This is a genomic window from Pedococcus sp. P2_E4 (genome assembly GCF_056403935.1).
In genome coordinates this window covers 67208-88370 of the sequence record NZ_JBFUEO010000013.1, presented here as the reverse complement: position 1 = coordinate 88370, position 21163 = coordinate 67208, and the positions used below count along the sequence as shown (strand labels likewise).

Genomic DNA, 21163 nt, shown 5'->3' with positions numbered 1-21163 from the left:
TGCCGGGGCCGGGGAGCTCGCTGCCGGCGCGCTCTGGGCCGGGGCCGTCGCGGCTGCCGGGGCGCTCGCCGCCGGTGCGCCCTGGGCGGGGGCGGCCGTCGTGCCGTTCACCGTCGCGCCGTTGGGGCCATCACCACCCGCCGGCTGGTAGTCCTCGAAGAACGACCACCACGCCTTGTCGACGGAGTTCTTGTCGGTCTTGTACTGCTCATAGAGCTCGTCCACGAGCCACTCGTTCGGCCCGAAGGCCGCCATGGGGTCGTTGGTCGGGGACTGGTCGGGCACGGCGGATACGCCTCTTTCGTAGCGTCGACAATGACGGAGCAAACGGCTGGTCCCAGCCTATCCCCGTCCGTGCCGGGCCGGGGAGGCAGGTCGGGGTATGCGGTGGGGCCGGTTTCCGCMCGGAAMCCGSCCCCACGACATACCCGGCAGGGGCGTCAGCTGATGTCGGCGCGCACCGTGCGCCACGAACCCAGACCGGCCATCACGGCCGCGTAGGCAGCGAGGACGAGTGCACCCGCCCACCAGGCCAGCGGCTTGACGGCGTTCTCGCCGCCCTGGCTCACACCATTGGTCATCGCCGCGGTGACGCCGGACGGCAGGTAGGGGACGATGTGCTCGCGCCCGAACTCCCACAGGCCCAGGAGGATCGAGGCAATGGGCTCGACGATCCACGCCACGCCCACGGAGATGAGCAGCGCCGCCACCTGGTTGGGGATCAGGATGCCGGCGCCGAGGCCGATGAGCGCCCAGAGCCCGAGGACGAGGAGGCTGAGCGCCAGCGTCCTGAAGACCCCGGCGGTCGGGAACGCCTCGAAGCCTCGCGCGCTGAGCACGATCGACCCCGCGACGACCGACCCCACCAGGGAGATCAGGCCGTAGAGCGCACCGATCCCCAGGAGGGAGATGACCTTGGCGCCCATGACCGTGGCCCGCTTCGGGGTGCCGAGGAAGGTGCCGGTGATCGTCTTGTGGCGGTACTCGCTGCCGATCTGCATGACGCCGATGACCAGGGTCAACAGGTAGCCCACGGACAACCCGCTGGTGTAGACGCTGTTCGCGATCTGCTCGGCATCGCCGACCGGAGCCCCCTCGGCCCCGCTCGACACGTCACCGTTGGTGAGGAAGAAGCCGAAGGCGACGGCCAGGCCGGCGCCGGCCACGAAGATGGCGATGGCCATGCCCCACCACATCCGGGTGGTGAAGAACTTGCGGAACTCGGCCCTGATGGCGTTGGTCATTCGTTGCCCCCTTCGTGTCCGGCCATGGCGTCCCGCTCGACGGGTGCCCCCTCGGCGGTCGGGAAGCCGGGTGTCTGGCCGAGGTTGCGGTTGGTGCCCTCGGTGAGCTCGAAGAACAACGCCTCGAGGTCGGTCGTCGCCCCGCGCAGCTCGTAGATGGGCAGGCCCGCGCGCAGTGCGACGTCACCGATGAGCCGCAGGTCCGAGGTGTCGGCGTAGAGCGCGCCGTCCTTGACCGACGTCGTGACGTCGGCGACGCGCAGGGCACCGGCGAGCGCGTCGGCGTCCGTGGTGCGCACGATCGACTGGGCGTCGCCGTGCAGGTCCTTCATGGCTCCCTGCTTGACGAGCCGGCCGTTGCTGATGATGACGACGTCGTCGACCGTCTGCTCGACCTCCTGCAGCATGTGGCTCGAGATGAGCACGGTCTTGCCCTGGGCCGACAGGTGGCGCAGGAAGCCGCGAAGCCAGCGGATGCCCTCGGGGTCGAGCCCGTTGGCGGGCTCGTCGAGGATCAGCACCTGCGGGTCGCCCAGCATCGCGGCCGCCAGTCCGAGCCGCTGACGCATGCCCATCGAGTACCCACCCGCGCGCTTGCGGGCGGCGGCGGGGATGCCGACCAGCTCGAGCATCTCGTCGACCCGCGCGTTGCTGACGCCTGCCGTCGCGGCGAGGACGCGCAGGTGGTCACGGCCAGTGCGGCCGGGGTGGAAGTTCGTGGCCTCGAGGGCCGATCCGACGACTGCCGTCGGCGTCGCGATGTCGTGGTAGCTCTGGCCGCCGATGGTCGCCGCGCCGCCCGTGGGCCGGACCAGGCCGAGCAGCATGCGCAGCGTGGTGGTCTTGCCGGCACCGTTGGGCCCCAGGAAGCCGGTGATCCGGCCCGGGTCGACGGTGAAGCTCAGGTTGTCGACCGCCGTGAAGCTGCCGAACCGCTTCGTGAGGTCGCGGATCTCGATGCGCGCACCCTCACGGGGTCTGGCTGTCGTCGTCGGTGTGGTCATGGGGCCCCCTGCTTCGTGAACATGCACCACAGTCTGTCAACTCCCGCCGCGTGAGGGTCAAGCGGGTTCTGGCGCGTCACACCGGCACACGGCGGCGACCTAGGATGAGCGCACTATGACCGAATGGCTGATGGTCCTCGCCGGGGTGGGGCTGACGATCGGCACCGCCGTCTTCGTCGCGACCGAGTTCTCGCTGGTGGCACTCGACCGGCCCACCGTCCAGAAGGCGATCGACGCCGGGGACATCCGGGCCGAGGTGGTCCTGGGGTCGCTGCGACGGCTGTCCACCCAGCTGTCCGCCGCGCAGGTGGGGATCACCCTCACCACTCTGGTGCTCGGGTTCATCGCGACGCCCTCGATCGGCGAGCTGCTCAAGACGCCACTGCGGGCCGTCGGCCTGGGCGGGGGGACGCTCGACTCGGTCTCCGCCGTGCTGGCCCTGGTCCTCGCGACGCTGTTCTCGATGGTCTTCGGCGAGCTGCTGCCGCAGTTCCTCGGCATCTCCGCGCCGCTGTCGACGGCCAAGGTGGTCGCCATGCCGGTCCGCGTGTTCGCCCTCGTGGCCCGGCCCCTCATCGCGGTGCTCAACGGCTCGGCCAACCTGTTCCTGCGCAGCATGGGCATCACGCCGCAGGAGGAGCTCTCCGGCGCTCGCACGCCCCAGGAGCTGGCCTCGCTGGTGCGCCGCTCGGCCGAGGCGGGCACCCTGGACGCCGGCACGGCCCGGCTCGTCACGAAGTCCCTCGACTTCGGTGAGCAGACGGCGGCCGACGTGATGAGTCCGCGGGCCCGCGCGACCTCCATCGAGCGCACCGCCACGGCCGAGGACGTCCTGCAGCTCGCCCGTCGCACCGGCCACTCGCGGTTCCCGGTGACGGGCGAGGGCTGGGACGACATCGACGGCATCGTGCACGTCAAGCGCGCCATCGCCGTCCCGCACGAGCGCCGTCCGGACGTCCCGGTGTCGGCCCTCATGGTGCCGCCGCTGCTCGTGCCCGAGACGATCCGGCTGGACCCGCTGCTGCTGATGCTTCGCGAGCACGGCCTCCAGCTGGCTGTGGTGGTGGACGAGTACGGCGGAACCGCCGGGGTCGTCACGCTCGAGGACGTCGTCGAGGAGATCGTCGGCGAGGTGTCGGACGAGCACGACGTGTTCCGCACGATCGGTCGCGAGTTCACCGACGGCTCGTGGACCGTCCCGGGGCTGTGGCGCCCCGACGAGGTCCGCGAGCGGCTGGGCGCCGAGGTGCCGGACGGGCCGGCGTACGAGACGACCGGCGGCTTCGTGATGGCCGAGCTCGGACGGATCCCCGCGGTGGGCGACGTCGTCACCATCCCAGGCTGGCAGATCGCCGTGCTGGCGATGGACGGCATGCGTGCCGACCGGCTGCGGTTCGTGCCGGTGCCGGAGGCCGAGGCGGGGGACGAGGTCTCCGCTGGCCCGGCCGCCGGCGACCGGCCGTCGGAGGCCGGCCGATGAGCGCCCTCGCGGTCTGGAGCACGATCCTGCTCCTGTTGGTCAACGCGTTCTTCGTCGGCGCGGAGTTCGCGGCGATGGCAGCCCGGCGGTCCGCGCTGGAGCCCCTGGCGGCGCACGGGTCACGACGCGCGCAGATCTGCCTCGACGCGCTCGGGCAGATGGGCTCGCTCCTGGCCTGCGCCCAGCTGGGCATCACCGTCTGCTCGGTCCTGCTCGGTGCCATCTCCGAGGCGGCACTGCACCACGCCCTCGAGCCGGTCGTCCACCACCTCGGCCTGCCGGAGGGCGTCACCGACGGCGTGGCCCTCGCCCTGGCGCTGCTCATCATCGTCTACCTGCACGTCGTGGTCGGCGAGATGATCCCCAAGAACCTCGCCATCGCGGGTCCGGAGCGCTCGGCGCTGGTCCTGGTTCCGGCCCTGCTGTTCATCACCAAGGCGATCCGGCCGGTCATCACCGTCATGGAGTCGATCGCCAAGGGGCTGGTCCGGTTGTTCGGGATCGAGCCCAAGGACGAGATCGCGTCGGCGTTCACGGCCGAGGAGGTCGAGCACATCCTCGCCGAGTCCCACCACGAGGGGCTCATCGAGGAGGGCCCGCACGGGCTCGTCGGAGCGGCGCTGGAGTTCAGCGACAAGGACGCCGTCGACGTGGCGGTCGCGCTCGCGGACCTCGTCACCCTGCCGATCACCGCGACGCCGGACGACGTCGAGCGGCTGGTCGCCAAGCGCGGCTTCTCGCGCTACCCGCTGCTCGACCGCTCCGGGCAGCTGGCGGGCTACCTGCACCTCAAGGACGTGCTCTACGCGGACGACATCGAGCGTGGCCTGCCGGTGCCGGTCAAGCGGGTGCGCAAGCTCGCGACGGTGCAGGCCGCCGACGAGGTCGAGGAGGTGCTGCGGACGATGCAGCGCACCGGGGCCCACCTCGCCCGGGTCGTCGACCCCGAGGGCACCGCGATCGGCGTCGTCTTCCTCGAGGACGTCATCGAGGAGCTCGTCGGCGAGGTCACCGACGCCTCCCAGCGCTGACCGGCTTCCCTGAGCCGGTCAGCACCGCACCGACGCGGTGGCAAACCGCCCTGACCAGACCGGGTGGGGGCGGTTTGCCACCTCCTCGACGCCTAGGTAGCGCCCCAGGCGTCGCAGCAGCGCCATGCGACGCGCAGGGTTGAAGTAGTCGTTCCTGGTCATCTCCACGTACTTCCAGTCGTCGTCCTCCGCCAGCAGCCGACGCGCGATGTCGTCATCGCCGCGCTCGAAGCTGCCGAAGTGCGCGTCGCCCTGGTACTCGCCGATCACCTTGGCCTCTCGCCAGACGAAGTCGCTGCGGCAGAGGAAGCCCGAACCGTCCGCCGCCGTCAGCGTGGCGTTGAGCTCAGGCTCGGGGAGTCCGTGCCGGCAGAACAGCAGCCTGGAGCGGGTCTCCATGCCGGAGTCCGAGCCGACCCGGACCCAGCGCAGCGCCTCGCGCAACCTGACGACGCCTCGGGGGCTGCCGCGCCGCGCGAGGGCCTCGTGGAGTGGCTCGACGGAGTCGGCGCGTCGGGCCACCCGGTCGCCGACCACGACCAGGTCCTGGACACCCAGCAGCATGGCCAGGTCGACCCAGGTGTCGGCTTCGGATACCACGCGCAGGGTGCCTCGCATCGAGACCGTGCGTAGCTCGAGCCCCCTGTGTGCGCTGACCTGCGGCCGGTCCACGGGGTTGCGACCGCTGTGCCGTATGACGTGCAGAGGCTCCACGTGCTCGCGTGGTCGGGGGAGCGGGAGGCCATGGAGGAGCGCAGCGGTGCAGTGCGAGAAGCCCGCGTCAGCCGGCAGGACCAGCGCGGCAGCCCGGGCGAGTTCCCGAGTGCGACGCTGCACGTCCGACTCGCCGCGGCGCAGTTCTGACGGGGGCGTCGCGGCCAGGCGGACCCCGTGCAGCGGCCGCAGCAGCTCACGGTGGCGCAGTCGCTTCTCGCCGACGCCCTCGAGGCGGGCGGTCGCCGGGGTGAAGGCGCCGCTGGTCAGCGCGGCGGGGAGGTCGGAAGGACGGCGGGGCATCGCACGAAGCATGCTGGAGGCGCGGCATACGGCTCTGGGGTCATCCACAGGTATCGCCGAGAGGGTGGGAAACCGGCCCCTGAACGCGTCGAAGGGGCGGTCTCCCACCCCTTCGACGCGTGGTGCCCCCGGCAGGATTCGAACCTGCGCTCCCGCCTCCGGAGGGCGGTGCTCTATCCCCTGAGCTACGGGGGCGACACGGTGCGCTCCCGGGCAGGGGGCGCCCGCAGAGGTTAGCAGCCTGCGGACGCCTGCTTGCTGACCTGCGGTCTCCACCCGGGGCATCGGTCCCGAGGGTGGAACGGCAGAGCCTAGCAGCGAGCTGGACCCACCTCAGCGCCGGGGCGGTGGCTGCCGTCCCTAACCACCTGCAGGTTCTCGCGGGTCGCCGGCACACTGTGTCAGGACGTACAGGTGGTACGGACCTTCCTCGGCGACGAGGTGGAAGGCCGACGACTGACCCACCCGGTCTATCCCGCGGTACTGCGCCAGTCGCCTGGCTCCCGCCGCGGCGAAGGGCTGCCCTCCGGTGATCGCATACTCCACGTGCTGTCGTCGTGCGGCGTCGCACACCTCGGGGGAGGTGCCGGCCCGGTCCAGCTGTGCCGCGAGCAGGGTTCGGTCCCCGGGCGTGAGCGCCTTTTCCGTCGGCACCAGCAGGCGCCGCCCGCTCGTGATGTAGAGGTAGGTGGCGCCGTTCCACGGGTTCGCGGCCGTCACGGCACCCGGTGGGATGTGCCGGGCCATCCGGTTCAGCGCGCGCAGCTCGCCGTCGCTGGCCCACGAACGCGAGGCTGGCGGGGAGAAGTAGCCGTCGACGAAGTCGCGATGTGCGCCGACATAGCCCCGCGTGACGAGGACGAGCGCGGCCAGGACAACGGTGGTGGTCGCGACCGGCGCCCAACGCCTGCTCCGGAGAGGGTGCGCGGCGAGCGTCCCGAGTGCGAGCAGGCCCGCGGAGGCGCAGAGCGCCGCGGGCAGGACGCCGATGGCCGCCAGTCGCACGGGGTCGTTGTACCAGGGCCACGTCAGGTAGCGGACGGTCGGTGAGTCCACCGCGATGTTCAGCAGGAACATGCCCATGTACAGAGCGAGTCCGGCCACCACCCAGCCCGCGCCACGGTGCCGGCGCAGCTGGGCTGCCGCTCCGAGCGCCACGACGATCGACAGGAGGACCAGGGGGAGGCCCTGACGGGGAGCGAAGAAGGCGGTGTCGACCAGAGCCGCCCGCAGGTCCTGCTCAGGGCCGAGGGGTCGGTAACGGACCATCGACGCAGGTCGTACGGCTGTGGCCGCCGCGGCAGCAACCACCGATGCGATGACGAGCCCTGCGACGAGCCCGAGCGACCGGACCGGTCTCGTCCGCACCTCCCAGGCCCTGCGAAGGGTTGCGAGGGCCGCGACGAGGTAGGCGAGGACGAGAAACGAGACCGTCGCGTTGGTGTGGGCCAGCGTCAGCCCCGGGAGCGCCGCGAGCAGCAGGGCCGCTGCGGGCACGGGCCGAAGGACCGGGTCGCGGTGCGGGGCGAAGCGGGCGATCGCGGCTGTCGCCAGGGCGAGCGTGGACGGAAGCAGCGCCTGGCCGAAGAGGTTCGGCCACAGGACGCCGTAACCCATGAGGGCGAAGGGAAAGGCCGTGAACAGGACACTGGCCACCGCCGTCGTCATGACCACCTCGGGACGGGAGCCGAAGATCGCCCGTCCCAGGAGCATCATGCCGAGGGGCCACACGACGGCCGCCATCACCAGCACGCACGCGGAGGTGGCCACGACGACATTGGTGCCACCGAGCAGGGCGGTGGTCGAGGTGACGACGTGGAAGGCCGCGGGGTAGGTCTGCGGGCCGGTACCCGACACGAACCCGTCTGCGTGGAGAACGGACGCGTCTCGATGTTCGACCATCCACCGAGCCGTACCGAGGTGGAAGATGGTGTCCGGATGCTGCGGGAAGTGGTCCGGGGTGACCGAGAGTGGGACGAGAACCGCCGCCACGAGGAAGCCGGCGACGGCGACACCACCGGCCGTCGCCCAGCCCACCAGGCGATCCGTGCGAGCCTGCGAGCCCGGCCCCTGCGCATCCTCTCCTCGGTGGGTCGACCGTGAGCGCCGACGCAAGGCCCGGCCGACGAGCGCTGCGCAGAGCCACACCCCGACGACCCCGGCTGCGAGGGGGGCCAGGCCCCAAGGAACGCCCAGCCACGCGGCGGCGACAGCGACTCCGGCGAGCATCGTGGTGCTGACCACGGGGGCGACGGAGAGGGCGGTGAGGAACGGGGCACCGGCGGCGCGAGCTGTCACGGCACCGGGGACGAGCAGCAGGGCAGCAGCCAGGAGGACCGTGGGTACCAGCTCCAGCCACGACGTGCTGCCTGGAATCACCCGAGCAACCCTACTCTGCGCCCTGACCCGGCCGCCCGGCACCACCGGCGTGCGCGGGGAGGCTCCGTGGGCTGACCATCGGGGACGCCGATTGCCAGACGGAGCAAGCGGATCGGGGATGACGGAGCGGGTGCTCGCAGACCCGGCTGCCGGTGGCGCGGACCCAGGTCGAGCGCACGTGCCAAACGTGGCAGGCTGTCGTCCCGTGGACGTGCGGACGGCACTCGAGGGACGAGATCTCAGCAACGTTGCGATCGTCGCTTCCCAGGCCGCTGCAGCCGACGTCAGGCTGGTGTTGGACGCGATCCAGACTGCTGGAACACGACGACGGACCCGGCTGCACGTCGCGCGGAGGGGACTCGCCAGTCGAGTGCGCGGTGTGCACCACCGGCTGCGAGGGTATGGCGCCCCGCCGCCCGCCTTGGAACGCCAAGGAGTGCGGGTGGTCGTGCTCTCGCCGGAGAGCCCGACTGACGGGGAGCTCCAGCGCCCGGGGGTCTCGCACATCGAGGCGGACACGCTCGTCGACCTGGACTGGCAGCTCAAGCGCCTCGGCCCGTTCGACGCGATCGTCGACGTCTCGCGGGCCGACGGGCTCCCTCATGACACCACCTGGTCCACTCTCTTCCTGCACCTTCGCCACAAGGGCGTCTACGTCTCGCTGCACGGGGGCGAGAACCCGCTGACGGCGAAGCTGGCACTCGTGATGGAGGGTCGCGGCGAGACGTGGGCCCAACCCGCCATCGAAGCAGTCAGCTCCTCCGGACCCGCGCTCGTGGTGGAGAAGAAGGGGAGGCACTACCTGAAGCTCCGCGACCACGAGGTGGATCGCCTGCTCCCCACCCGCGACGAGTCGGCCACGTCGAGGCTCCTGGTGAAGCTGCCGGCAGGCGAGTTCCACGTTCGCACCGAGCTGGTGTCGCACAGGGCCCAGACCGAGATCAGGTGGCTCGAGCCGACCCTCAAGTACCCGGACATGCGCATGCGGATCTACACGGGTCACCTGGGGATGGCCACGCATTCGCTGCTGTTCACCGAAGGGACGATGCTGCCCGAGACCTTTCGTCACCACCTGCACCATCGGCTGCAGCACAACAAGGTCCTCGACAGCACCCGCCAGTTCGGCACGTTGTCCCGCAAGCACCTGCCGGCAGCTCGTCTGGAGGGCGTCTACTACCACCTCGACTCGCCGTTCCCGGGGCACTTCGGCCACATCACCACCGAGGTCCTGTCGCGACTGTGGGGTTGGGACGAGGCCAAGCGGCAGTTCCCGGAGCTCAAGGCGGTCTGGAGGACTCGCAACCCGAAGGACCGGGACTCGCAGCTCGAGCGCAAGCTGTTCCGCGCCTACGGGATCGATGAGCAGGACATGGTCTGCGTCGACGGCCCGGTCTGGCTCAACAATGTCATCGGGGCGACGCCCATGTGGCACAACAGCCCCCCTCACTACGTCCACCCGGACATGGCGCAGGTCTGGAAGCGCATCAGCAGCAACCTCGCCGAGGATCCCGGGTTCGAGGCAGCCCGGATCTTTGTCTCGCGCAAGCCCGGAGGGGCCAGGTCCTGCCGAAACGGCGCGAAGGTCGAGGAGGTCTTCCGTCGCCACGGGTTCACCGTCGTCTACCCGGAGGACCTCTCGCTGGCACAACAGGCGACAGCGTTCCGGAACGCGAAGGTCGTCGCCGGCTTCGGCGGTTCTGCGATGTTCAACATCATGTATGCCGAGGGGCTGACCCAGCTGATCGTGCTGGCCCACGAGGCCTACACCGCCCGGAACGAGTACCTGTTCGCGTCCCTGCTGGGAGGTCGAACGGACTACTTCTGGAGCGCTCCCGACATCTACCACCCCCCGCGCGGCTGGACCCAAGAGGCCTTCACGTCGGACTGGAGCTTCGACTTCGACCGCAACGGCAGCGAGCTCGAGGGGCTTCTCGCCTCACTGGGCTAGCCGCGAATGGTGGCTGGTCTCGACGACCTCGGCGCGGAGCCGGCAACGGGACTCACGGGATCCTGGGGGGAGCAGACCCAGGGTGCACCAAGACGTCTCATCAGGGCCGTTCGCAGCCTAGGGTGACCTCCATGGAACGCGGGGGACTCGTCTACGTCTGCGACGACACCGAGCAGATCAGGCGACTCATCAGGCTGAACCTCGAGCTCGAGGGCTACGACGTCGTCGAGGCCGCAGACGGGCAGCACCTGCTCGACCAGCTCCACGAGGCCGACGAGCTGCCCGGCGTGATCACGCTCGACGCCCAGATGGCGCCCCGCGACGGGTGGTGGGCGATCGGCCGGATCCGCGCGGACCCGCGGCTGGCCGCCATACCGGTCGTCATGGTGACGGCCTCGGTGCAGGTCCACGACCGCGCCCAGGCCGTGGGCTCGGGACTCGACGCGTTCGTCTCCAAACCCTTCGACCCCGAGGAGCTCGTGCGGCTCGTCGGGCGCTTCCTGGCCGAGGGCAGGGCACGCTCGCAGGCGCCCTAGACTTGCGCGGGTGACTCCCGAAGAGCTCTCCGCAGCCATCCGCACCGCACTCACCGCCGCCGTCGACGCCGGTGACCTCCGCGTGGACGTGCCGGCGGAGGTCCGCGTGGAGCGTCCCCGAAACCGTGACCACGGCGACTGGTCGACCAACATCGCCCTCCAGCTCGCCAAGGGCGCCGGTATGCCGCCGCGAGACGTCGCCACGAAGCTCGCCGAGCGCCTCGGCCAGGTGTCCGGGGTCAAGGCGGTCGACATCGCCGGGCCGGGGTTCCTCAACATCACCCTCGACGCCGCGTCCGCGGGCGAGCTCGCGCGCACGATCGTCGAGGCTGGGGCGGCCTTCGGGCACAACGACTCCGAGGCCGGCCACGTCATCAACGTCGAGTTCATCTCGGCCAACCCGACCGGGCCGCTGCACCTGGGCCACACCCGCTGGGCTGCCCTCGGTGACGCCATGAGCCGGCTGCTCAAGGCGTCCGGGGCGACCGTGACCACCGAGTACTACATCAACGATGCCGGCGCGCAGATGGACAAGTTCGCGGCCTCGGTGCTCGCCAGCGCCAAGGGCGAGCCGACGCCCGAGGGCGGCTACCCCGGGGCGTACATCGACGACCTCGCCGCCCAGGCGCTGGCCGCCCGCCCCGACCTGCTGGAGCTCCCGGCCGACGAGGCTCTGGCTGCGGCCCGGGTGGTGGCCTACGACGCCCAGCTGCAGGACATCAAGGACACCCTCGCCGACTTCGGCGTCCACTTCGACGTGTGGTTCTCCGAGGCCGCCCTGCACGACTCCGGGGCGGTCGAGCAGGCGGTCGACCGGCTGCGCGAGCAGGGCCACGTCTACGACGAGGGCGGCGCGATCTGGCTGCGCACCACCGACTTCACCGACGACAAGGACCGCGTCCTCATCCGCGCCAACGGTGAGCCGACCTACTTCGCCGCCGACGCCGCCTACTACCTGTCCAAGAAGGACCGTGGCTTCGACGAGAAGATCTACCTCCTCGGCGCCGACCACCACGGCTACATCAACCGGCTCAAGGCCATCGCTGCCTGCGCCGGCGACGACCCCGAGCGCAACATCGAGGTGCAGATCGGCCAGCTGGTCAACCTCGGCGGCGCCAAGCTCTCCAAGCGGGCCGGCAACATCATCGAGCTGCGTGACCTCATCAGCTGGATCGGCACCGACGCGATCCGCTACTCGCTCTCGCGCTACCCCGCCGACAGCCCGCTGTCGCTCGACGGCGAGGAACTGCGCAAGCAGACCAACGACAACCCGGTCTTCTACGTGCAGTACGCCCACGCCCGGACCTCCAACGTCGCCCGGCTGGCCGGCGAGGACGGCGTGGACCGCGCCGACGGGTTCGACCCGTCGCTGCTCACGGACCCCACCGAGGCGTCCCTGCTCGCCATCCTCGGCGACTTCCCCCGCGTCGTCGCCCAGGCGGCCCACTTGCGCGAGCCACACCGGGTGGCCCGCTACCTCGAGGACCTTGCAGGCCACTTCCACAAGTGGTACGACACCTGCCGCGTCCGGCCGATGACCGCCGACGAGCAGATCACCGACCTGCACCGCACGCGGCTGTGGCTCAACGACGCCACCCGGCAGGTCTTGGCCAACGGACTGGACCTCCTGGGGGTCTCCGCACCCGACAGGATGTAGCCCATGCGCGCTCACGAGGCAGGCGCCCTCCACGCGGAGGGCTACGGCGGCCCCCCGCACTGGCTGCCCTGGCCCACCGACGTCATGGAGCTGATGCCCCAGCTCTGGCCGCTGACCGTGACGCGCGACGACGCGGGCCGGCTCGTCGTCGGGGACGTCGACGTGGTGACGCTCGCCCGCGAGTTCGGCACGGCGGCATACGTCGTCGACGAGGCTGACTTCCGCGCCCGGGCGCGGGCGTTCCGCGACGAGTTCGCGGCGCCGTTCGCCGACCTCGGCGGGGTCGACGTCTTCTATGCCGGCAAGGCCTTCCTGTGCACCGAGGTCGCCCGGTGGGTCGCCGACGAGGGCCTGTGCCTCGACGTGTGCTCGGGTGGTGAGCTCGCGGTGGCCCAGCGGGCCGGCTTCCCTGCTGCGCGAATCGGGTTGCACGGCAACAACAAGTCGGTGGCCGAGATCCGTCAGGCACTGGAGTACGGCGTCGGCCGCATCGTCGTCGACTCGTTCGAGGAGATCGAGCGGATCGCCGCCGTCGCCGCGGAGCTGCAGGTCCGGGCCCCCGTCATGGTGCGCGTGACGGTCGGAGTCGAGGCGCACACGCACGAGTTCATCGCGACGGCCCACGAGGACCAGAAGTTCGGCTTCAGCCTGTCCGGGGGCCGGGCCGCCGAGGCAGTGGCCCGCATCCTCGAGCACCCCGACCGACTCGAGCTGCTGGGGCTGCACAGCCACATCGGCTCCCAGATCTTCGACACCTCGGGCTTCGAGGTGTCCGCCCGGCGGCTCATCGGGCTGCACGCCGACGTCGCCCGGGTCCACGGCATCCACCTGCCGGAGCTCGACCTGGGCGGGGGCTACGGCATCGCCTACACCTCCGAGCACACACCCCTGCACCCCCGCGAGCTGGGCGAGCAGATGGCCGACCTGGTGCGGCGCGAGCTCAAGGCCATCGGCGACGGCAGCCCCGACACGCCCCGGCCACGCATCTCCATCGAGCCCGGCCGGGCCATCGTCGGTCCGAGCACCTTCACGCTCTACGAGGTGGGCACGGTCAAGGACGTCGACCTCGGTGGGGGAGTGACCCGCACGTACGTCAGCGTCGACGGCGGCATGAGCGACAACATCCGCACCGCCCTCTACGACGCCGACTACTCGTGCACGCTGGCGAGCCGTCGCTCGGATGCGACCCCTCGGCTGGCCCGCGTCGTCGGCAAGCACTGCGAGAGCGGCGACATCGTGGTCATGGACGAGTACCTCCCGGACGACATCGCCGCCGGCGACCTCATCGCGGTCCCGGGCACCGGCGCCTACTGCCGCAGCATGGCGAGCCAGTACAACCACACGCCCCGGCCGCCGGTCGTGGCGGTCCGCGACGGGCAGGCCAGGGTGCTCGTGCGCCGCGAGACGGTCGACGACCTGCTGGCCCTCGACCAGGGCTGACCGACCCCGCACCGAGGAAGGACTCGCCGTCGAAACCCGCCGGACCGCGCAGAATCGACGGTGTGTCGTGCCCCAGGTCGGAGAATGTCCGGATGGCGGAACAATGGGCGTCCACGAAGTGGTCACCCGTCACGATGGGCCGGACCGTGAGACAGCCCCACGAGGGCGCGAGGAGCAGGTGTGAGTGAGAGCCAGCAGGTGACGGCGGGGGAGCCCCTCAAGGTGGCGCTCCTCGGGTGCGGCGTGGTCGGGTCCTCGGTCGCCCGCATGCTGGTCGAGCACGCCGACGACCTCGCCGCGCGCATCGGACGACCCCTGGAGCTCGTGGGGATCGCCGTGCGCAGGGCTGGGCGCGACCGCTCTGACCTGCCGGTCGACCCGGCACTGTTCACGACCGACGCCGAGTCCCTCGTGACCCGGGCCGACATCGTCATCGAGGTCATCGGCGGGATCGAGCCGGCCAAGGCCCTCATCGAGACCGCCATGAAGCACGGCGCCTCGGTGGTCTCGGCCAACAAGGCGCTCCTGGCCGAGGCCGGGCCGTCGCTGTACGCGGCTGCGGCCGAGCACGGCGTCGACCTGTACTACGAGGCCGCGGTGGCCGGAGCCATCCCGATCCTGCGCCCGATCCGCGAGTCGCTCGCCGGCGACGACGTCCGCAAGGTGCTCGGCATCGTCAACGGCACCACCAACTACGTCCTCGACAAGATGGACACCACCGGCCAGGGCTTCGCCGAGGCCGTCGAGCAGGCCCAGGCGCTGGGCTACGCCGAGGCCGACCCGACCGCCGACGTCGAGGGTTTCGACGCTGCGGCCAAGGCCGCGATCCTCGCGTCGCTCGCCTTCCACACCCGCGTCAGCAGCGACCAGGTCTACCGCGAGGGCATCACCGAGGTGTCGGCCGCCGACGTCCAGGCCGCCCGCGAGATGGACTGCGTCGTCAAGCTGCTGGCGATCTGCGAGCGCGTCGACAGCGGCGTGAGCGTGCGCGTCCACCCGGCGATGATCCCGAGGTCGCACCCCCTCGGCGGGGTTCGCGAGGCCTTCAACGCCGTCTTCGTCGAGGCCGACGCGGCCGGCCAGCTCATGTTCTACGGCAAGGGCGCCGGCGGCGACCCCACGGCAAGCGCCGTGCTCGGTGACGTCGTGGCGGTCGCGCGGCACCGGGTCGGTGGCGGGCGTGGACCCGGCGAGTCCGCCTACGCCGACCTGCCCGTCCTCGACATGGGCCAGGCGTTGACGCGCTACCACATCAGCCTCGACGTGGCCGACCGTCCGGGCGTGCTCGCCCAGGTGGCCACCGCGTTCGCAGAGCACGACGTGTCGATCGAGACGGTCCGGCAGCAGATCGTCGAGGGCCGCGCGGACGAGCCCGCGAGGGCCCAGCTGGTCGTGGTGACCCACAGCGCGCCCGACGCCGCGCTCGCGGCGACCGTGCGCGCCCTCGCCGAGCTCGACACGGTGCGCGAGGTGACCTCGGTGATGCGGGTGGAGGGACTCTGATGCCGAGCCTGTGGCGCGGGGTGATCCGCGAGTATGCCGACCGCCTGCCGACGCTCGCCGGTGCACCGGTGGTGACGCTCCAGGAGGGCGGCACCCCGCTGATCCCGGCAGAGCACCTGTCCGAGCTCACGGGTGCCACCGTCTACGTGAAGTACGAAGGGCTCAACCCGACGGGCTCGTTCAAGGACCGCGGCATGACAGCGGCGATCTCGGTGGCCGCCAGGAACGGCGCGCGGGCGGTCATCTGCGCCTCGACCGGCAACACCAGCGCCAGCGCTGCGGCCTACGCCACCAAGGCCGGTATGACGTGTGCCGTGCTCGTGCCCGACGGCAAGATCGCCATGGGCAAGCTCAGCCAGGCCATCGCCCACGGCGCGACGCTGCTGCAGGTCGACGGAAACTTCGACGACTGCCTGACGCTCGCGCGCAAGCTGGCCGAGGCCTACCCGGTCGAGCTGGTGAACTCCGTCAACCCCGCGCGCATCGAGGGCCAGAAGACCGCCTCGTTCGAGGTGGTCGACGCCCTCGGCGACGCCCCCGACATCCACTGCCTGCCGGTGGGCAACGCCGGCAACATCACGGCGTACTGGAAGGGCTACCGCGAGTACCACCGCGACAGCGACCAGCCCGGCCCGGCGACGAGGCTCCCGCAGATGTGGGGGTTCCAGGCCGCGGGCGCCGCGCCCATCGTGCTCGGGCACCCCGTCGACGAGCCCGACACCATTGCCACCGCCATCCGGATCGGCAACCCCGCCTCGTGGAGGCAGGCCGAGGCGGCGCGTGACGAGTCGGGCGGGCGCATCGAGTCGGTCACCGACGCGCAGATCCTGCACGCCCACCGGGTGCTCTCTGCCCGCGAGGGGATCTTCGTCGAGCCGGGGTCGGCCGCGTCGGTCGCCGGACTCCTGCAGGCCAGCGAGGCCGGCCAGGTGCCGTCCGGGGCCACGGTCGTCTGCACGGTCACGGGGCACGGGCTCAAGGACCCGCAGTGGGCCCTCAAGAACGCCGACGGGTCGGACGTCGCCCCGACCCGGGTGCCCGTCGACGCCTTCACCGCCGCGCGGGCCCTGGGGCTCCAGGACTGATGGGCCGCGACCTCGCCCCCGGCGCCGCGGTCCGTGTGCGGGTGCCGGCGAGCAGCGCCAACCTCGGGCCCGGCTTCGACTCGATCGGCTTGGCGCTCGGCCTCTGGGACGAGTGCACGGCCACGGTGGTCGACGAGCCCGGACTGCGCATCGACGTCGAGGGGGAGGGCGCCGACCACGTGCCCCGCGACGCCAGCCACCTCGTCCACCGCACCATGCTCCGCACCTGGGACGAGCTCGGCGTGGCCGCGCCCGCAGGGCTGCACCTGCGGTGCCGCAACGGCGTCCCGCACGGCCGGGGACTCGGATCGTCCGCGACCGCGATCGTCACCGGAATCGTTGCGGCACAAGGCCTCCACGACGTATGCCGGTCGGACGAGCCTGCGTCGATGTCGGCCTCCGCGTCGCCTTCCTCGTCGGCCTCGGAGGCGGCCGCGTCCCCGGACCTCGGCTTCGTCAACACCTTGGCGGCGCAGCTCGAGGGCCACCCGGACAACTCGTCGGCGAGCGTGTTCGGCGGGCTGACGATCTCGTGGAGCGACGGCGGGTCCGACGGGACGCACACCGTGCGGCTCCCACTGCACGCCGAGGTCACTCCGGTCGTCGTCGTCCCTGCGGCCCAGCTCTCGACCGCCAAGGCGCGCTCGGTGCTGCCCTCGCACGTCCGACACGGCGACGCCGCGGTCAACGCGGGCCGGGCTGCGCTGCTCGTCCACGCCCTCACGAGCGACCCGTCGCTGCTCCTCCCCGCGACGCGCGAGTGGCTGCACCAGGAGGCCCGTCGCGAGTCGTTCGCCGCGTCGATGGCCCTGGTGGACGAGCTGCGGGCCGCCGGTCATGCCGCCGTCATCTCGGGTGCCGGCCCCTCGGTGCTCGTGCTGTCGACCCACGCCCGCGCCGACGCGGTGGAGGCCATGGTCCACGGGGGCGACTGGCAGGTACTGCGACCCGGGGTGCCGGCCACCGGTGCCCGGGTCGAACGCGTGCCGGGTTGACGACATCCGCGCGAGATGGACTCCCGCCTGCGGGACGGGTGTTACATTGTGAGAGCAGGCGCAGCCGATGCCACCTCTCGAGCATCCAGCAGCGATCTGCACCCAAACCACACGATGGCGGCCTTGACGCTGCCTCTGGCCTCCCCGTGCTTCGTGTGGCTTCCAACCGGCCAGCTCTCCGCTCGGCCCCACCACCGGCCCGGTTCTGACACCGGCCGCATACGAGGGGGAAGGATCCTTCGTGACAGACACCACCACTCTCGACGCCACTGCATCGCAGGACGCCGCAGAGAAGCCGCGCCGCTCGGGCAACCTGACCGCCATGAAGGTGGCGGAGCTGCAGGGTCTCGCCGCGAGCATGGGCATCACCGGCACGGCGAAGATGCGCAAGGGCGACCTGGTGACGGCCATCAAGGCCCGCCAGTCCGGCTCGAGCGCACCGTCCAGCGTGACCACCGAAGCCCCGGCCCGGGACGAGCGGACCGAGCGTCCCGCCGACGAGCAGCGCGAGGGCCGCAGCCAGGGTGACCGTGACGGCCGCCAGCAGGCTGACCGTGGGGACCGCCGGCAGGCTGACCGCCAGGAGCGCGACGGTCGCGGCGAGCGTCAGCAGGCTGATCGCCAGGACCGGGACAGCCGCGCAGACCGTCAGCAGGACGACCGCCAGCAGGGCGACCGCGACGTGCGGGGCGACCGTACGGGCCGTCAGCAGGGCGACCGTCAGCAGGGTGACCGTCAGCAGGGCGACCGCCAGCAGGGCGACCGCGATGCACGAGACCGTCAGGGCGAGCGTGACAACCGGGGCGACCGCGCCGGGCGTCAGCAGGGCGACCGCCAGCGCGGCAACCAGGACCAGGACCAGCGCGGCAACCAGGACCAGGACCAGGGCGGCGCCCAGGGCCAGGGCGGCTACGACGACGACGGTGACGGCCGCGGCGGACGCCGCCGCAACCGCAACCGCAACCGCAACCGTGACAAGCGCGGCCGCACCGGCCGGGGCGAGTTCGGCGGCGACTACGACAACGAGCCGCAGGTGGAGGAGGACGACGTCCTCGTGCCCGTGGCCGGCATCCTCGACGTCCTCGACAACTACGCGTTCGTCCGCACGTCCGGCTACCTGCCCGGGTCCAACGACGTCTACGTCCCGCTCGGCATGGTCAAGAAGAACGGCATGCGCAAGGGCGATGCCGTCACCGGTGCGGTCAGGGCGCAGCGTGACGACCAGCAGCAGCAGACGCAGCGACAGAAGTTCAACGCGCTGGTCCGCCTGGACACCGTCAACGGCATGACCCCCGACGACGCACGCAAGCGCGTCGAGTTCGGCAAGCTCACGCCGCTCTACCCGCAGCAGCGCCTGCGGCTCGAGACCGAGCCGGGCATCCTCACGACCCGGGTCATCGACCTCGTGGCCCCGATCGGCAAGGGCCAGCGTGGACTCATCGTGGCGCCGGCCAAGGCCGGCAAGACCATGGTCATGCAGGCCATCGCCAACGCGATCACGACCAACAACCCCGAGTGCCACCTCATGGTCGTCCTGGTGGACGAGCGCCCGGAGGAGGTCACCGACATGCAGCGCGCCGTCAAGGGCGAGGTCATCTCCTCCACCTTCGACCGTCCGGCCGAGGACCACACCACGGTGGCCGAGCTGGCCATCGAGCGGGCCAAGCGGCTCGTGGAGATGGGTCACGACGTCGTCGTGCTGCTCGACTCGATCACCAAGCTGGGCCGCGCCTACAACCTCTCCGCCCCCGCGAGCGGCCGGATCCTGTCCGGCGGCGTCGACTCGGCCGCGCTCTACCCGCCGAAGAAGTTCTTCGGCGCGGCGCGCAACATCGAGAACGGTGGCTCGCTGACGATCCTCGCGACGGCTCTGGTGGAGACCGGGTCCCGCATGGACGAGGTGATCTTCGAGGAGTTCAAGGGCACCGGGAACATGGAGCTCAAGCTCGACCGTGGCCTGGCCAACCGCCGGATCTTCCCCGCGGTCGACGTGAACAACTCCGGCACCCGCAAGGAGGAGATCCTCCTGTCCGGCGAGGAGCTCAAGATCATGTGGAAGCTGCGCCGGGTGCTCGCCGCGCTCGACCAGCAGCAGGGCATCGAGCTGCTCATCGACCGGCTCAAGAAGACCAAGAGCAACACCGAGTTCCTCATGCAGGTCCAGCAGACGAGCTCGATCCGGCTCGACGACGACGCCAACGACTGACGTCGGACCGACCAATCCGCCGCGGGGTCGGGCGCCGAAATGGTGCCGGACCCCGCGGCATACCCGTGCGCTTTCAGCGCATCTGGCGGCACACGCACGATTGACCGCGAACTGGACCCCAACACGCCGTAGATTGATGACATCGCACGGCTCGGTACGGAAGGCAGGACATGGCAATGGCTGAGGGAGCACGGGTGCTCGTCGCCGACGACGACACCGACATCCGTGACCTCGTGGAGTTCAAGCTCACGCAAGCGGGATATGCCGTCCAGGCCGTCGGCGACGGGGTCGCGGCGTGGGAGGCCTTCCAGGAGCAGACACCGGCCCTGGTGATCCTCGACGTGATGATGCCAGGGCTGTCCGGCATCGACGTGCTGCGCAAGATCCGCGAGGCCGACGGCGACTCGAGCAAGGTGCCGGTCCTCCTGCTGAGCGCGAAGTCACGCGACGGCGACGTCGACACCGGCTTCGCCGTGGGAGCGGACGACTACGTCATCAAGCCGTTCAGCCCACGAGAGCTGCTCCACCGCGTCAACGGGATGCTGGCCCGGACGCGATGACCTGGCGGGTCCTGGTCACCTCCACGCTGGCCGTCTTCCTCGCCGCGCTGGTCATGGTCGCGCTCGTCGCGGTCACCAAGACCGGCCGCACGGCCAGGGCCAGCCGTCGTCGCGCGGTCCTCGCGCCGTTCCGCCACGACCTCATCATGGTGAGCTCCGGTGAGGACGAGGGCGGCCACGCAGCCCAGCGGCTCCGGGGCTCCTCGGGTCCCGCGGGCGAGGAGGTCGACCGCGCCGTCATCCGCCTCCTAGGGAAGATCCGCGGCCTGCCGGCGGAGCAGCTCGTCGAGGTGCTCTGGCACCACGGCACCGTGCGCGCGGCGACCAGGCTGCTGCGACACCGTTCTCCCGTCCGACGAGCCCAGGCCGCCCAGGCGCTGGGTCTCAGCCGCGAGCGTGCTGCCGTCCCGGACCTCATCACCGCGCTCGACGACGACGCGATCGAGGTCCGCACCAGTGCCGCGTACGCCCTGGGCCTGATCGGCGACCGCGCCGCCGCACGCCGCCTCCTCGAGGTCGTCGACCGCCCCGACGCCGGGATCCCCTCGGGCATCACCGCCGGCGCCTTGGTGGGCATGGGGATCGAGATCGGGGACGACCTGCTGGCCGCGCTGGCCAGCGAGCGCGCCGGCGAGCGGCTGGTGGCTGCCTACGTCAGTGGGGTGGGCAGCTTCACCCGCTCCCTGCCACAGCTGCGCGAGCTCCTCACGGGCGACTCGGACGTCACGGTGCGCGAGGAAGCCGGCCGCGCGATCGGCGTGATCGGTGGGGCGGACGACGTGGCCGTGCTCGCCCACCACACCGCGCCGGGGCAGCCGGTGCCGCTCCGGCGCGTCTGCGCGGCGGCTCTGGGCGACCTCGGCGACCCCCGGGCAGTGCCCGTCCTGGCCGGGTTGCTCGACGACCCGGACCCGCGCCTGGCCGAGCTGGCGGCCCGCGCGCTGGTCGAGCTGGGCACATCCGGCCGCGGCGTCGTCGAGGGCTACGTCCAGCTCGACGACCCCGCTGAAGGGCGAGGGCGCCCGGTCGAGGCCGCCCTCACCATCGCCCGGCTGCAGGGAGCCCTGTGATGAGCCCT

General features: G+C 71.3%; 17 protein-coding genes and 1 tRNA gene. 12 read left to right on the top strand and 6 right to left on the bottom strand.

What is annotated here, in order from left to right; translation table 11 throughout:
- From AC1DV7_RS08835 to AC1DV7_RS08825, 3 genes are all read right to left on the bottom strand, one after another.
- A partial coding sequence (locus AC1DV7_RS08835) for a 2-oxoglutarate dehydrogenase E1 subunit family protein (protein ID WP_477596630.1) occupies positions 1–285 on the bottom strand: 285 nt, incomplete at its 3' end.
- A 155-nt stretch (positions 286–440) separates the two neighbouring features.
- A complete protein-coding gene (locus AC1DV7_RS08830) occupies positions 441–1244 on the bottom strand; it encodes an ABC transporter permease (protein WP_477596628.1) in 804 nt (267 codons plus the stop codon).
- On the bottom strand, positions 1241–2248 hold the full coding sequence (locus AC1DV7_RS08825; protein ID WP_477596626.1) for an ABC transporter ATP-binding protein: 1008 nt from the start codon (positions 2246–2248) through the stop codon (positions 1241–1243). Before AC1DV7_RS08825 ends, AC1DV7_RS08830 begins: the two co-directional genes overlap by 4 nt.
- Before the next feature lie 115 nt (positions 2249–2363).
- Between AC1DV7_RS08825 and AC1DV7_RS08820 the strand changes: the two genes are divergently transcribed.
- Positions 2364–3728, top strand: coding sequence for a hemolysin family protein (locus AC1DV7_RS08820; RefSeq protein WP_477596624.1), 1365 nt, complete (start codon positions 2364–2366; stop codon positions 3726–3728).
- Positions 3725–4759, top strand: coding sequence for a hemolysin family protein (locus AC1DV7_RS08815; RefSeq protein WP_477596622.1), 1035 nt, complete (start codon positions 3725–3727; stop codon positions 4757–4759). Before AC1DV7_RS08820 ends, AC1DV7_RS08815 begins: the two co-directional genes overlap by 4 nt.
- Before the next feature lie 18 nt (positions 4760–4777).
- Here the strand turns inward: AC1DV7_RS08815 and AC1DV7_RS08810 are convergent, their stop codons facing one another.
- The 3 genes from AC1DV7_RS08810 to AC1DV7_RS08800 all read right to left on the bottom strand — a co-directional run bounded on the left by AC1DV7_RS08810 (position 4778) and on the right by AC1DV7_RS08800 (position 8155).
- Positions 4778–5776 carry a hypothetical protein gene (locus AC1DV7_RS08810; protein WP_477596620.1) on the bottom strand — a complete coding sequence of 333 codons (999 nt, stop codon included), beginning with the start codon at positions 5774–5776 and terminating at the stop codon, positions 4778–4780.
- A gap of 120 nt (positions 5777–5896) precedes the next feature.
- Positions 5897–5971, bottom strand: a tRNA-Arg gene (locus AC1DV7_RS08805).
- 165 nt (positions 5972–6136) lie between these two features.
- Positions 6137–8155: a DUF6541 family protein gene (locus tag AC1DV7_RS08800; protein ID WP_477596618.1), complete on the bottom strand. Its 2019-nt coding sequence runs from the start codon at positions 8153–8155 to the stop codon at positions 6137–6139.
- A 442-nt stretch (positions 8156–8597) separates the two neighbouring features.
- Here AC1DV7_RS08800 and AC1DV7_RS08795 point away from each other — a divergent pair, with 442 nt between their 5' ends.
- From AC1DV7_RS08795 to AC1DV7_RS08750, 10 genes are all read left to right on the top strand, one after another.
- Positions 8598–10103, top strand: a complete 1506-nt coding sequence (locus AC1DV7_RS08795; protein WP_477596616.1) for a glycosyltransferase family 61 protein — start codon at positions 8598–8600, stop codon at positions 10101–10103.
- Between the two features lie 131 nt (positions 10104–10234).
- Positions 10235–10639 (top strand): response regulator, encoded by a 405-nt coding sequence (locus AC1DV7_RS08790; protein WP_477596614.1) that lies wholly within the window; start codon positions 10235–10237, stop codon positions 10637–10639.
- 10 nt (positions 10640–10649) lie between these two features.
- A complete protein-coding gene (gene argS / locus AC1DV7_RS08785) occupies positions 10650–12296 on the top strand; it encodes an arginine--tRNA ligase (protein ID WP_477596612.1) in 1647 nt (548 codons plus the stop codon).
- 3 nt (positions 12297–12299) lie between these two features.
- A complete protein-coding gene (gene lysA / locus AC1DV7_RS08780; protein ID WP_477596610.1) occupies positions 12300–13736 on the top strand; it encodes a diaminopimelate decarboxylase in 1437 nt (478 codons plus the stop codon).
- A gap of 180 nt (positions 13737–13916) precedes the next feature.
- Positions 13917–15239, top strand: a complete 1323-nt coding sequence (locus AC1DV7_RS08775; protein ID WP_477596608.1) for a homoserine dehydrogenase — start codon at positions 13917–13919, stop codon at positions 15237–15239.
- Positions 15239–16324 carry a threonine synthase gene (thrC, locus tag AC1DV7_RS08770; RefSeq protein WP_477596606.1) on the top strand — a complete coding sequence of 362 codons (1086 nt, stop codon included), beginning with the start codon at positions 15239–15241 and terminating at the stop codon, positions 16322–16324. Before AC1DV7_RS08775 ends, thrC begins: the two co-directional genes overlap by 1 nt.
- Positions 16324–17319 carry a homoserine kinase gene (gene thrB, locus AC1DV7_RS08765; RefSeq protein ID WP_477596604.1) on the top strand — a complete coding sequence of 332 codons (996 nt, stop codon included), beginning with the start codon at positions 16324–16326 and terminating at the stop codon, positions 17317–17319. The genes thrC and thrB overlap by 1 nt, the downstream gene beginning before the upstream one ends.
- Positions 17320–17560: 241 nt before the next feature.
- On the top strand, positions 17561–19525 hold the full coding sequence (rho, locus tag AC1DV7_RS08760) for a transcription termination factor Rho (protein WP_477596602.1): 1965 nt from the start codon (positions 17561–17563) through the stop codon (positions 19523–19525).
- A 176-nt stretch (positions 19526–19701) separates the two neighbouring features.
- Entirely contained in the window at positions 19702–20085 is a 384-nt protein-coding gene (locus AC1DV7_RS08755) for a response regulator transcription factor (protein WP_477596600.1), read from the top strand.
- Complete coding sequence (locus AC1DV7_RS08750; RefSeq protein WP_477596598.1) at positions 20082–21155, top strand: HEAT repeat domain-containing protein; 1074 nt, start codon at positions 20082–20084, stop codon at positions 21153–21155. The genes AC1DV7_RS08755 and AC1DV7_RS08750 overlap by 4 nt, the downstream gene beginning before the upstream one ends.
- Positions 21156–21163 lie beyond the last annotated feature (8 nt).

Excerpts from the sequence above, each read along its gene's own strand:
- AC1DV7_RS08830 (WP_477596628.1), bottom strand. The coding sequence starts at position 1,244 with ATGACCAACGCCATCAGGGCCGAGTTCCGCAAGTTCTTCACCACCCGG.
- AC1DV7_RS08825 (WP_477596626.1), bottom strand. The coding sequence starts at position 2,248 with ATGACCACACCGACGACGACAGCCAGACCCCGTGAGGGTGCGCGCATC.
- AC1DV7_RS08820 (WP_477596624.1), top strand. The coding sequence starts at position 2,364 with ATGACCGAATGGCTGATGGTCCTCGCCGGGGTGGGGCTGACGATCGGC.
- AC1DV7_RS08815 (WP_477596622.1), top strand. The coding sequence starts at position 3,725 with ATGAGCGCCCTCGCGGTCTGGAGCACGATCCTGCTCCTGTTGGTCAAC.
- AC1DV7_RS08810 (WP_477596620.1), bottom strand. The coding sequence starts at position 5,776 with ATGCCCCGCCGTCCTTCCGACCTCCCCGCCGCGCTGACCAGCGGCGCC.
- AC1DV7_RS08790 (WP_477596614.1), top strand. The coding sequence starts at position 10,235 with ATGGAACGCGGGGGACTCGTCTACGTCTGCGACGACACCGAGCAGATC.
- lysA (WP_477596610.1), top strand. The coding sequence starts at position 12,300 with ATGCGCGCTCACGAGGCAGGCGCCCTCCACGCGGAGGGCTACGGCGGC.
- thrC (WP_477596606.1), top strand. The coding sequence starts at position 15,239 with ATGCCGAGCCTGTGGCGCGGGGTGATCCGCGAGTATGCCGACCGCCTG.
- thrB (WP_477596604.1), top strand. The coding sequence starts at position 16,324 with ATGGGCCGCGACCTCGCCCCCGGCGCCGCGGTCCGTGTGCGGGTGCCG.
- AC1DV7_RS08755 (WP_477596600.1), top strand. The coding sequence starts at position 19,702 with ATGGCTGAGGGAGCACGGGTGCTCGTCGCCGACGACGACACCGACATC.
- AC1DV7_RS08750 (WP_477596598.1), top strand. The coding sequence starts at position 20,082 with ATGACCTGGCGGGTCCTGGTCACCTCCACGCTGGCCGTCTTCCTCGCC.